The 12,120-nt window shown below is 63.4% G+C and carries 9 protein-coding genes and 3 pseudogenes; 9 read left to right on the forward strand and 3 right to left on the reverse strand.

The annotated features are described in order from the left end of the window. Nucleotides 1–313 precede the first annotated feature (313 nt). The gene (locus OXH74_RS05065) at nucleotides 314–952 is read right to left on the reverse strand and encodes a TetR family transcriptional regulator (RefSeq protein WP_375740325.1); all 639 of its coding nucleotides are present in this window, start codon (nucleotides 950–952) and stop codon (nucleotides 314–316) included. 202 nt (nucleotides 953–1,154) lie between these two features. Between OXH74_RS05065 and OXH74_RS05070 the strand changes: the two genes are divergently transcribed. The 5 genes from OXH74_RS05070 to OXH74_RS05090 all read left to right on the forward strand — a co-directional run bounded on the left by OXH74_RS05070 (nucleotide 1,155) and on the right by OXH74_RS05090 (nucleotide 8,486). After that, nucleotides 1,155–2,297 (forward strand): efflux RND transporter periplasmic adaptor subunit, encoded by a 1,143-nt coding sequence (locus OXH74_RS05070; RefSeq protein WP_375740326.1) that lies wholly within the window; start codon nucleotides 1,155–1,157, stop codon nucleotides 2,295–2,297. Between the two features lie 12 nt (nucleotides 2,298–2,309). Then, entirely contained in the window at nucleotides 2,310–5,447 is a 3,138-nt protein-coding gene (locus tag OXH74_RS05075; protein ID WP_375740327.1) for an efflux RND transporter permease subunit, read from the forward strand. Beyond that, the gene (adeC, locus tag OXH74_RS05080; protein WP_375740328.1) at nucleotides 5,444–6,877 is read left to right on the forward strand and encodes an AdeC/AdeK/OprM family multidrug efflux complex outer membrane factor; all 1,434 of its coding nucleotides are present in this window, start codon (nucleotides 5,444–5,446) and stop codon (nucleotides 6,875–6,877) included. Before OXH74_RS05075 ends, adeC begins: the two co-directional genes overlap by 4 nt. A 374-nt stretch (nucleotides 6,878–7,251) precedes the next feature. After that, nucleotides 7,252–8,070, forward strand: coding sequence for an outer membrane protein OmpK (locus OXH74_RS05085; protein WP_375740329.1), 819 nt, complete (start codon nucleotides 7,252–7,254; stop codon nucleotides 8,068–8,070). A gap of 104 nt (nucleotides 8,071–8,174) precedes the next feature. Then, nucleotides 8,175–8,486 carry a hypothetical protein gene (locus OXH74_RS05090; protein WP_375740330.1) on the forward strand — a complete coding sequence of 104 codons (312 nt, stop codon included), beginning with the start codon at nucleotides 8,175–8,177 and terminating at the stop codon, nucleotides 8,484–8,486. A 120-nt stretch (nucleotides 8,487–8,606) separates the two neighbouring features. On the opposite strand, the pseudogene OXH74_RS05095 reads toward OXH74_RS05090, so the two are convergent. After that, nucleotides 8,607–8,975, reverse strand: a pseudogene (locus OXH74_RS05095) (acetyl-CoA C-acyltransferase); the annotation flags it as partial. A 2-nt stretch (nucleotides 8,976–8,977) separates the two neighbouring features. On the opposite strand from OXH74_RS05095, the pseudogene OXH74_RS05100 reads away from it, so the two are divergent. Next, nucleotides 8,978–9,633: pseudogene (locus tag OXH74_RS05100) on the forward strand (SDR family oxidoreductase); the annotation flags it as partial. On the opposite strand, the gene OXH74_RS05105 reads toward OXH74_RS05100, so the two are convergent. Continuing rightward, entirely contained in the window at nucleotides 9,630–10,628 is a 999-nt protein-coding gene (locus OXH74_RS05105; protein WP_375741563.1) for an AraC family transcriptional regulator, read from the reverse strand. The pseudogene OXH74_RS05100 and the gene OXH74_RS05105 sit on opposite strands and share 4 nt — an antisense overlap. A 219-nt stretch (nucleotides 10,629–10,847) precedes the next feature. Between OXH74_RS05105 and OXH74_RS05110 the strand changes: the two are divergent. The 3 genes and pseudogenes from OXH74_RS05110 to OXH74_RS05120 form a co-directional block, all read left to right on the forward strand. Beyond that, nucleotides 10,848–11,005, forward strand: a pseudogene (locus tag OXH74_RS05110) (acyl dehydratase); the annotation flags it as partial. 54 nt (nucleotides 11,006–11,059) lie between these two features. Then, nucleotides 11,060–11,365, forward strand: coding sequence for a MazG-like family protein (locus OXH74_RS05115; protein WP_375740331.1), 306 nt, complete (start codon nucleotides 11,060–11,062; stop codon nucleotides 11,363–11,365). Further along, on the forward strand, nucleotides 11,362–12,111 hold the full coding sequence (locus tag OXH74_RS05120; protein WP_375740332.1) for a methyltransferase: 750 nt from the start codon (nucleotides 11,362–11,364) through the stop codon (nucleotides 12,109–12,111). Before OXH74_RS05115 ends, OXH74_RS05120 begins: the two co-directional genes overlap by 4 nt. Nucleotides 12,112–12,120 lie beyond the last annotated feature (9 nt).

The raw sequence follows: 12,120 nt of genomic DNA on the forward strand, positions 1-12,120 counted from the left end.
ACGAGCAAAGTGGTGGGCTCGGTCACGACCGACCGCCCTCTTGTAATTGGCGCCTCGGAGGCAATAACCCCACCGCCCACACAGAAGCCTATCCACATGCTTAGCCAAGACTTGTCCACTGCGCCAGTCAGGAAGGCGACGGACTGACAGCTGTCGGCTTAACTCCGACCAGCGTCATGCAGAATCAAACAAGAACCTCTCTCGAATGTTGCGCAAGTCCCGATCCAGAGCACCTCCGACCAGTAGTCACATGGTTTGAGAGGGTATTCGAAGGGGAAAAACGATCAGCTTGACGCCAAACTTACGGCGCGCCCTATGCGCGCAGGCGCAATGCCAGGCTGTGGCGCAGCATGTCCAGCAGAGCCTCCACCAACACCACCGCCTCGCAGGCCAGGGAATAACTGCCCGGAACCATCAGCCAATTGGTCTGCAGGCCTTCCACATAAGCATGCACGCTAACCGCCGCGCGATGGCAGTCCAGGTCAGCGGGCAGCTGGCCACGCCTCACAGCATTGCCCAACGCCCTGGCGATACGCACATCGCATTCGGCACTGGTCGCTTCCAGACGCTGGCGAAGATCTCCCAGCTCATCGATGTACTCACATTTATGCCGGAGGATCTCGTTGATCCTACGGCTCTGGGGCTCCAACTCCACACGTTGGAGCAAATGCACCAGCAGTTCGCGCATACGCCCGAGCGGGTCCGGTTCATCCTCGCTCTCGCTGGCACGCGCCAGGTCTTCCAATGGGAGGCGCATGCGCTCGAGCATGGCGTGGAACAGATCGGCCTTGTTCTCGAAATGCCAATAGATCGCCCCACGGCTGACCCCGGCTGCCGCTGCAACCTCGGCCAGAGAGGCTCGGGAGACCCCGCGCTCGTGGAAAACCCGCTCGGCCGCGTCAACGATTTGCGCGCGGGTTTCCTCTGCTTCCTCTTTCGTGCGTCTGGCCATCAGCCTGCCGACCTTCCTAATTGACTGAGCGAAAACTCCTCAGCTCACTGACACAAAATCTGACAGTGGTTGAGAAAGATTCCGTTTACAAACATTCATGCACGTAAGTATATTCACCAGCCTCCAAATGAATCCAGAACTCCCCGTCTAGAGCGCGTCCCGACCAAGGGACCGCCGTCAGTACCAACGAGGTCCCAGCAAAATGCAAATGAAGCCAGCCTTGGCCGCATTGGTCTCCGCCGTCGCACTGGCCGTGCTCAGCCTGAGTGGCTGCCAGGAAGCCTCTGCCCCACCGCCCAGCCAGACGCCCAAGGTCGGCGTCGTGACCCTGCAGGCCCAGCCCTTCACGCTGACTACCGAACTCCCCGGCCGCACTAGCGCCTACCGCATTGCAGAAGTACGCCCGCAGGTCGACGGCATCATCCAGAAGCGCCTGTTCACCGAGGGCAGCGAGGTCAAGGCCGGGCAGCAGCTCTACCAGATCGACCCGGCGGTCTACTCGGCCAGCTACAAGAGCGCCCAGGCTAGCCTGGCCTCGGCCAAATCGCTTGCCGAGCGCTACAGGGATCTGGTCAGCGACCAGGCGGTGAGCAAGCAGGCCTTCGATGAAGCCCAAGCTGCACGCCTGCAAGCCGAAGCTGCGCTGGAAAAGGCCCGCATCGATCTGCGCTACACCAAGGTGCTGGCGCCTATTTCCGGTCGCGTCGGGCGCTCCGCCGTCACCGAGGGGGCGCTGGTGAGCAACGGCCAGACACTGCCTATGGCAACCATCCAGCAGCTCGATCCGATCTATGTGGACGTCACCCAGTCGACCAGCGACCTGCTCCGCCTGCGCCGCGAGATGGCCGAAGGGCAGCTGCAGAAGGCCGGCCAGAATGGCGCCCGCGTCACCCTGACCTTGGAAGACGGCAGTCTGTACCCCCATGAGGGCACCCTGGAGTTCTCCGAGGTTTCGGTGGACGAGGGCACCGGTTCGGTGACCTTGCGCGCCGTGTTCCCCAACCCCGAGCACGACCTGCTGCCCGGCATGTTCGTCCATGCGAGCCTGAGCTCTGCGGTCAAGCAACAGGCCATCCTCGCGCCACAGCAGGGCATCACGCGCGACCTCAAGGGCCAGGCCACCGCCCTGGTGGTGAACGAGGAGAACAAGGTGGAGCTGCGCCACCTCAAGGCCGACCGCACCGCCGGCGACCGCTGGCTGGTTAGCGAAGGGCTCAACCCCGGCGACCGACTGATCACCGAAGGTCTGCAGTTCGTTCGCCCCGGGGCTGAAGTGCAAGCTGCCCCCGCGACCAACGTCGCCAGCCAGCAAGCGGCAGGCGACGGCCTGGCCAAGCGTCCCTGAGGAGCCTGTCAGATGTCTAAGTTCTTCATCGATCGCCCGATCTTCGCCTGGGTGATCGCGCTGGTGATCATGCTCGCCGGCGCCTTGTCCATTCTCAAATTGCCGGTAAACCAATATCCCAGCATCGCCGCTCCGGCAGTGGGTATCTCGGTCAGCTATCCGGGCGCTTCCGCGCAGACGGTGCAGGACACCGTGGTGCAGGTTATCGAGCAGCAGCTCAACGGCATCGATGGCCTGCGTTACATCTCCTCGGAGAGCAACTCCGACGGCAGCATGACCATCACCGCCACCTTCGAGCAGGGCACCAACCCTGACATCGCCCAGGTACAGGTGCAGAACAAGCTGCAACTGGCCACTCCGTTGCTGCCGCAAGAAGTGCAGCAACAGGGCATCCGCGTGACCAAGGCGGTGAAGAACTTCCTGCTGGTCATCGGCGTCGTCTCCGAAGACGGCAGCATGGACAAGAACGACCTGGCCAACTACATCGTTTCCAACATCCAGGACCCGATCTCGCGGACCAAGGGCGTCGGCGACTTCCAAGTGTTCGGTGCGCAGTATGCGATGCGCATCTGGCTCGACCCGGCGCGACTGAACAACTACCAACTGACGCCGGTCGACGTGAAGAGCGCCATCCAGGCGCAGAACGTACAGATCTCCTCCGGCCAACTCGGCGGTCTGCCCGCCTCCCCGGGTACCCAGCTGAACGCCACCATCATCGGCAAGACCCGCCTGCAGACTCCGGAACAGTTCGGCGCCATCCTGCTCAAGGTCAATCGCGATGGTTCCCAGGTGCGCCTGAGCGACGTCGCCAAGATCGAGTTGGGCGGCGAGAACTACAGCATCAGCGCCCAGTTCAACGGCAAGCCAGCCTCCGGCATGGCAATCAAACTGGCGACTGGTGCCAACGCTCTGGACACGGCCAAGGCCATCCGCGCCACCATTTCCGATCTGGAACCTTTCTTCCCTGCAGGGATGAAAGTGGTGTTCCCCTATGACACCACCCCGGTAGTCTCCGCCTCCATCGAAGGTGTGATTCACACCCTGGGCGAGGCCATCGTGCTGGTGTTCCTGGTGATGTTCCTGTTCCTGCAGAACTTCCGCGCCACCATCATCCCGACCCTGGCCGTGCCGGTGGTGCTGCTGGGCACCTTCGGTGTACTGGCGATGTTCGGTTTCACCATCAATACCCTGACCATGTTCGCCATGGTCCTGGCCATCGGCTTGCTCGTGGACGACGCCATCGTCGTGGTCGAGAACGTCGAGCGGGTGATGGCCGAAGAAGGTCTGTCGCCGCTGGAAGCCACACGCAAATCCATGGGCCAGATCCAGGGTGCCCTGGTGGGTATCGCCCTGGTGCTCTCGGCGGTGTTTCTGCCGATGGCCTTCTTCGGTGGCTCCACCGGGGTGATCTACCGGCAGTTCTCCATCACCATCGTCGCGGCCATGTCGCTCTCGGTGCTGGTGGCACTGATCTTTACCCCTGCCCTCTGCGCCACCCTGCTCAAGCCGGTCGCCCATGGCGGCCACGGCCCGAAGCATGGCTTCTTCGGCTGGTTCAACCGCACCTTCGAGCGCGGCGTGCAAAGCTACGAGCGCGGCGTGCGCAACATCCTCAAGCGCAAGGCTCCTTACCTGGTGATGTACCTGGTGATCCTCGCGATCATGGCTTGGCTGTTCACCCGCATCCCTACCGCTTTCCTCCCCGATGAAGACCAGGGCGTGCTCTTCGCCCAAGTCCAGACTCCAGCCGGCGCCAGTGCAGAGCGTACCCAGGCGGTCGTCGACCAGATGCGCGAATACCTGCTTACCGAAGAGACTGAAACGGTCAAGTCAGTGTTCACCGTCACCGGCTTCAACTTCGCCGGCCGCGGCCAGAGCTCGGGCATGGCCTTCATTATGCTCAAGCCGTGGGAAGAGCGTCAGGCTGAGGGTCAGAGCGTGTTCGACCTGGCCCAGCGCGCTCAGCAGCACTTCTTCAGCTTCCGCGATGCCATGGTCTTCGCCTTCGCTCCGCCGGCAGTGATGGAGCTGGGTAACGCCACCGGCTTCAACTTCTTCCTGCAAGACCGCGCCGGCGTCGGTCACGAAGCACTGAATGCCGCGCGTGATCAGTTCCTCGAGCTGGCAGCGAAGAACCCGGTGCTCACCCGCGTGCGCGCCAACGGCCTGCGCGACGAACCGCAGTACCAGTTGCTGATCGACGACGAGAAGGCCCGCGCCCATGGCGTGTCCCTTTCTGACATCAACAACACCGTGTCCATCGCCTGGGGCGCCAGCTACGTCAACGACTTCATCGACCGTGGCCGGGTGAAGAAGGTCTACCTGCAAGGTGAACCCGAAGCGCGCATGAACCCCGAGGACCTCAGCAAATGGTACGTGCGCAACGACCAGGGCCAGATGGTGCCATTCAGTGCCTTTGCCAGCGGCGAATGGATTTACGGCCCCCCCAAGCTGTCGCGCTACAACGGCGTGCCGGCAGTGGAAATCCTGGGTGAGGCTGCCCCAGGCTACAGCTCGGGTGAAGCCATGGCCGCGGTGGAAGAGATCGCCGCCGAACTTCCGGCTGGCGTCGGCTACTCCTGGACCGGCCTCTCGTACGAGGAACGCCTATCCGGCGCCCAGGCACCGGCGCTCTACGCACTGTCGCTGCTGGTGGTATTCCTTTGCCTGGCGGCGCTCTACGAGAGCTGGTCGATCCCGTTCTCGGTGATGCTGGTGGTTCCGCTCGGGGTGATCGGCGCGCTGCTGTTCACCAGCATGCGCGGCCTCTCCAATGACGTGTTTTTCCAGGTCGGACTGCTCACCACCATCGGCCTATCGGCGAAGAACGCGATCCTCATCGTCGAGTTCGCCAAGGAACTGCACGAACAGGGCAAAAGCCTGTTCGAAGCCGCCGTGGAAGCCTGCCGCATGCGCCTGCGCCCGATCATCATGACCTCGCTGGCGTTCATCCTCGGCGTGGTGCCCCTGGCCATTTCCAATGGCGCCGGCTCCGGTAGCCAGCATGCCATCGGCACAGGGGTGATCGGCGGCATGCTCACCGCCACCGTACTGGCGGTCTTCTGGGTGCCGTTGTTTTACGTGCTGGTCTGCTCGCTGTTCAAGGACAAGGCGAGCAAGGCCGCGATCAAGAAGGAGGTGCTGCAGTGAAGCAGTCCCTGTTGTCCCTCGCCATTGCCGCCACCCTGCTCGGCGGCTGCTCGATGATCCCCGAGTACCAGCGCCCCGAAGCGCCGGTGGATGCTGCCTGGCCGCAGGGCCAGGCCTATGAGATGGGCACTGCGCAAGTCACCACGCTCGCCGCCGACCTCGACTGGCGCGAATTCTTCCAGGACCCGGCCCTTCGCCAGCTGGTGCAAACCGCCCTGGAGAACAACCGCGATTTGCGCACTGCTGCGCTCAATGTCCAGGCTTATCAATCGCTGTATCGCATCCAGCGCTCCGAGCTGTTCCCGGGCATTTCCGCTGACGGTGGCGCCACCCGCCAGCGTATGCCGGGCATCATGAGCCAGAGCGGCCAGGCCGATACCAGCAGCACCTACAGCGCTACCCTCGGTACCAGTGCCTGGGAGCTGGACTTCTTCGGTCGACTGCGCAGCCTCAACCAGCATGCGCTGGAGCAGTATTTCGCCACCGAACAGGCCCGCCGCAGTACCCAGATCAGCCTGGTCGCCTCGGTCGCGACCGCCTATCTCGACTGGCAGGCTGACCAAGCCCTGCTGAAGCTGACCCAGGAGACTCTCAAGACCTACGAGCAAAGCTACGCCCTCACCCAGCGCAGCTTCGACGTCGGCGTCGCCGATGCGCTGGCCCTGAGCCAGGCCCGCACCGCAGTGGAAAGTGCCCAGGTCAGCCTGGCGCAATACACCCGCTTGGTGGCCCAGGACCGCAACGCGCTGGTCCAACTCATCGGAACCGGCCTGCCGGCCGACCTACCCAAGGGCCTGGCCCTGGATGCCGACTTGCTGGCGGAAGTGCCCGCCGGGCTGCCCTCTGACCTGCTGCAACGGCGGCCCGACCTGCTTCAGGCCGAACACCTGCTCAAGGGCGCCAATGCCAATATCGGTGCGGCGCGTGCAGCGTTCTTCCCCAGCGTCAGCCTGACCGCCAACGCCGGCAGTATGAGCAACGAGCTGTCCGGGCTGTTCGACGCCGGTTCCGGCAGCTGGTTGTTCCAGCCGCAGATCAGCCTGCCGATCTTCACCGCCGGCCGCCTCGAGGCGAACCTCGACTACGCGGAGCTGCAGAAGGACATCCAGGTGGCGCAGTACGAAAAGGCCATCCAGGTAGCCTTCCAGGAGGTCGCCGACGGCCTCGCCGCCCGTACCACCTACCAGCAGCAACTCGGCGCCCAGCGCGCGCTGGTCAGCACCACCGCCGAGTACTACCGCTTGGCCGAACGTCGCTATCGCACCGGCGTCGACAGCTACCTGACCCTGCTCGATGCCCAGCGCCAGCTGTTCAGCGCACGTCAGCAGCTGATCAGCGATCGACTCAACCAACTCGCCAGCGAAGTGAACCTGTACAAGGCACTGGGTGGCGGCTGGAAGGAGCCAGAGGGCAAGGCTCCGCAGGCTTGACTTGAAAAGCCTCGGCGTTAAGGCCGAGGCTCCTTTGTGGGTGCGAATTCATTCGCAAAGCAGGCCACTGGCCTGCCCTTGGACCCCATGGGGCAGCCACGCTGCCCTTTGCGAATGAATTCGCACCCACACCCCAATCAAAACTGTTCGCCCGGTCAGTTTTTTCACCCGACTCCGCGCAGCCTCCTGGCTCCAGCAATCGCTGAATTTCGGCAAAATTCGCATAAGCGCTTGAAAAACCTTGTCTTCCCCCGATAATCGCGCGCCCGTTCGAAGCGCTGCGAAACGTGGTGCCGTCATTGCCCCGGCAGAACATTCTGACCAAAAAGACAAGATCTGCACCGATAGACACCAAGACACTTGGAGCCCATTTGATGAACCGCCCCCTCTCCTCCCTGATGCTTGCTGGCAGCCTGCTGGTCAGCGGTCAGGCTGCGGCCGATGACCTGCTGCTGTGGCAGGACAACAGCCTCACCTACCTCTATGGCAAGGATTTCACGATCAATCCGGAAATCCAGCAGACCGTCACCTTCGAGCATGCCAGCGGTTGGAGTTTCGGCGACCTGTTCATCTTCGTTGACCAGATCAACTACAACGGCGAGGAGGACCCGAACCTCGGCAAGAACACCTATTACGGCGAAATCTCGCCGCGCCTGTCCTTCGGCAAGGTCTTCGATCAGAAGCTCGAATTCGGCCCCATCAGCGACGTGCTGCTGGCCGCCACTTACGAACGCGGCGAAAACCACAACCAGAATTACTTGCTCGGCCCGGGCTTCGACCTGAAGGTCCCTGGCTTCGACTACTTCCAGCTGAACTTCTACTACCGCAAGCCCGACGGCATCACCAACAACCCGTCCGGCCAGTGGCAGGTCACCCCGGCGTGGTCCTACACCATTCCGGTGGGCAACTCGGACCTGGTCGTCGACGGCTTCATGGACTGGGTGTGGAACAACAAGGACGCCACTTCCAGCCGTCCCAACGATCTTCATGCCAACCTGCACTTCAACCCGCAGATCAAGTACGACCTGGGCAAGGCCATGGGCTGGAGCGTGGTCAAACACTTCTACGTCGGCATCGAGTACGACTACTGGAAAAACAAGTACGCCATCGACGACAACAGCTTCCTCGGCGGCGAAATTCTCGGCGGCAGCGACCAGAACACCTTCAGCCTTCTGGCCAAGGTGCACTTCTGATCCAATCGGCCCGGCACCCGCCGGGCCCTCTGTCTTGCGCCTTTCGCGAGCGACGTGAAAAAATGCGCGCCAGCCCCCCTCCCTGCAAGACAAGGAACCGCCCGATGGCCCGCGTCGATCCCCAAGCCTCTCGGCGTCCTTTGGGTGAGCGCCTGGTATCTGCCGGCTGGGCCGCTATCGGCCTCGCCATCCTGGTGAGCTTTGCGCTCTCCGACGAGCCGTTCAATTTCTCCTACTTTCTCGCCCTGCTGTCCCTGTTGACGCTGTGCGCAGGCCTTGCCTGCTGGCCGAGACTGTTCCTATCCCCCATCAGGTACCGCAGCTTTGCCGACAGCATGCCCCGCCCCACTCTGATCGCCATGAGCACCTTCGTCGGCCTCACCGTGCTCCGCGCCATGGTCGAACTGGTGGCCTGAAGGGCCGACGCCCTCTTTGTGCGCACGAAAAAAAGGGCGGCCCCGACATTGCGGGCCGCCCTAAATCACGGAGTTGCTTACATCGCGTGGCCACGATGACTTGCAGCCACAGGTATTGGATTACTTTTCCAGGATCGCGGTCACACCTTGACCGCCTGCTGCGCAAATCGAGATCAGTCCGCGCCCTCTCCCCGCCACCGACAGCAGCTTGGCCAGGTTGGCGACAATGCGTCCGCCGGTGGCGGCGAAGGGATGGCCGGCAGCCAGCGAGCTACCCTTGACGTTCATCCGGCTGCGGTCGATTGCGCCCAGCGGCTTGTCCAGACCGAGGCCGGTCTTGCAGTACTCGGCGTCGTTCCATGCCTTGAGGGTACAGAGCACCTGGGCGGCGAAGGCCTCGTGAATCTCGTAATAATCGAAGTCCTGCAGGCTCAGGATGTTGCGCGCCAACAGCCGCGGCACGGCGTAGACCGGCGCCCTGCGCTGACCGCGTGCAGGACTGGACCCGCCCCCTGGCTGGCAAGCGCGCGCTGGTCGCCGGCGCTTCACGCGGGATCGGCGCCGCCCTCGCGGAAACCCTGGCACGCGACGGCGCCGACGTAGTGCTGCTGGACGTCCCCCAGGCCAAGGAGGCCCTGCCCGAGGGCGTAGACATCCTTTTGCACAAGCTGGCATCACCCGTGACAAGACCCTTGCCAAGATGAGCGACGACTTCTGGAACTCAGTGATCAACGTCAACCTGCGCGCCCCGCAGGTGCTCACCCAGTCACGACTGGACGCCGGCAAACTGCACGACAACAGCCGCGTGGTGCTGATCGCCTCGATCAGTGGCATCGCGGGCAACATGGGCCAGACCAACTACGCAGTCAGCAAGGCCGGAGTGATTGGCCTGGCCCAGGCCTGGGCGCCGGTCCTGGCCAAGCGAGGCATCAGCATCAACGCCGTCGCGCCGGATTTCATCGAAACTCAGATGACCGCCGTCATTCCCTTTACCATCCGCGAAGCCGGCCGCCGCATGAACTCCATGAACCAGGGTGGCCTGCCGCAGGACGTGGCCGAAGCCGTGGCCTTGTTCGCCCAGCCGAATTCCGGCGCCCTGACCGGCCAGGTGCTGCGGGTGTGTGGGCAGAGTCTCATCGTGGCTTAAATGGCCGCCTTCCCGCGCCGCCGAAACTCGACCGGCGTCTCCCCCACCCAGCGCTTGAACGCACGGTAGAAGGTGCTCGGCTCGGAAAAGCCGGTGCGTTCGACGATGACCTCGATGCGTTCGTCAGTCTTCAACAACAGCTCCTTGGCCAGGCGACAGCGGTAGTCGGTCACCAGGTCGTTGAAGCGCACGCCGGCCACGGTCAGGCGCTCGCGCAAGCGCCGCGCCGGCATGTTCAGGCGCGTCGCCACCTGTTCCAGGGTCGCGCCGCCATCCACCAGCAGCTCACCGATCAGCTCGCGCACCTGGCGCACCAGGTCCAGGCGCTCCACCTCCGCGAGTTGTCGCCGTGCCTGGGATTCGTGCATGCGCAGCAGGTCCGGCGCGGCGTGGCGGGAAGGTTCGTCGAGCACGGCAGCATCGAAGATCAGCGCAAAACGCTCAGCCCCCAGGCGCGCCGGGCAGCCATAGACGGCCTGATAACGCTCAGCAGGGGCGCCCTCGGCATGCATCAACTGCACCTCCTGCGGCTTGAAGGCACCTTCGGTCAGGGCATGGAACAGGCGGATAGCTGCACCGGCGAGCATCTCCGGAAAGTGTCGGTTGCTTCCCGGATGCTGGCCGAGAGCGAGCATGGCGCGGCCACCCTCGATTTCCAAGCCGGCATCGAGGGTGTCGGAAAGCAGGCGCACATAACGCAGTGCATGGCGCAGGCCTTCGCCGAAAGTACCGCTGGAGAGGAACAGGTATTCCAGCAGCAGGCCGTGGAAGGCAGGCAGATGGCTGGCCAGATACAGACCCACATGCTCTTCGCCGCACTCATCGGCTGCGGCCTTCCAGAACTGGGTTTGGGCAGCATGGGGGAAACGCCCGGCCGGCAAGCCGCCAGGCGGCAGGCCCACGCGCCCGAGCACTTTGTCAGGGTCAGTGCCGCTGGCACGCAGGGCGTCGATCACCGGGCGCATCAGCGCCACGTCGTCGGTCAGATCACGCATCATTTTCGTAGTTTTCTTGTTATCTGCGAGGCGCGGCCATCTTATGCAGCTTTCTCCCCGCCACTCAAGGCTGCAACGCAGGCGGCAGAGCGATTGACTGCCCTGCCAGGGTCTTGGGCCGGGCGGCCAATATGCCGCCCCTACTACTGGCTATGCTGGCTCCATTCGCTTACAGGAGACTGACCATGGCCACCGACTGGCTCAATCTGCCCGCGCGCCCTGCCCGCCGCCGGTTATGACGTGGAGGTGCGCTTCCAGAAACCCGTGCTGCTCCCCAGCGAAGTGACGTTGCTGGCCAGCGATCCAGCGGCCAGCTCGCCCTGTGCGGCAAGAATGACGTGCCACATATGACAGGCAGTTGGAAGCCGATCAGCTAAGGCTTGCGCCAGTACACCTTCAGCAGGAAGCTATGCGGTTCCAAGGAGAGCCGCATGAACCTCGACGAACTCACCGCCCGCCTGCACGCCATCCGCGATCGCAACGACTGGCGGCAATTCCACAGCCCGAAGAACCTGGCCATGGCCGCCAGCGTCGAAATGGCCGAGCTGGTGGAAATCTTCCAATGGCTGACTGAAGAGCAGTCCCGCCAACTGCCCCCGGAAAAGCTCGAACACGCCGGCCAGGAAGTGGGCGACATCGTTCTCTACCTGCTGCTGCTCTGCTCCGAACTCGGCCTGGACATGGAGCAAGTGGTACGCGCCAAACTGGCCGACAGCGAACGGCGATTCAGCTCATGACTGACAGGCACTTCGATGATTTGGCGACGCGTTTCGCCGAGAAAATCTACGGTGGGGCCAAAGGCGCCATTCGCCTCGCGGTGCTCCAGGCCGACCTGGCCGAAGCCCTGCCCGACCGTCCCCTGCGTGTGCTCGATGTAGGCGCCGGTCTCGGCCACATGTCGCTCTGGCTGGCCGAACGAGGTCATCAGGTAACCATCGCCGAACCCGCCGAACCAATGCTTGAAGGCGCCCGCCAGCGCTTTGCCGAGACGGCCCAGCCGGCCACCTTCCTCCAGGCCCCCTGGCAGGAACTGCTGGGCCAACTGACCGAGCCTTACGACCTGGTGCTGTGCCACGCCGTGCTGGAATGGCTGGCCGAGCCCCACGCGATCCTGCCCGTGCTGCACCAGCTCACAACAAAGGGCGGCATGCTATCTCTGGCCTTCTACAACAAGGACGCGCTGATCTACCGCAACCTGCTCAAGGGGCACTTCCGCAAGCTGCGCAAGGAGAAGTTTTCCGGCGAAGGCCAGAGCCTGACCCCGCAGCGGCCGCTCGACCCCCGTGAGCTGGCCACGCAACTCGACGGCCTCTGGCAGGTCGAACGACAGAGCGGTGTGCGCGTATTCCACGACTACATGCCGCAGGAATTCCAGGCCAAGGCCGAACTGGTGGATCTGTTGGAAATGGAACTCGCCTATCGGCGCCACCCCAGTTTCATAGGCGTGGGCCGCTACTTGCACTGGATCTGCCGGCCGCTTTGAAGGGAGGCC

The organism is Metapseudomonas boanensis (assembly GCF_042232855.1).
Taxonomy (GTDB): Bacteria; Pseudomonadota; Gammaproteobacteria; order Pseudomonadales; family Pseudomonadaceae; genus Metapseudomonas; species Metapseudomonas boanensis.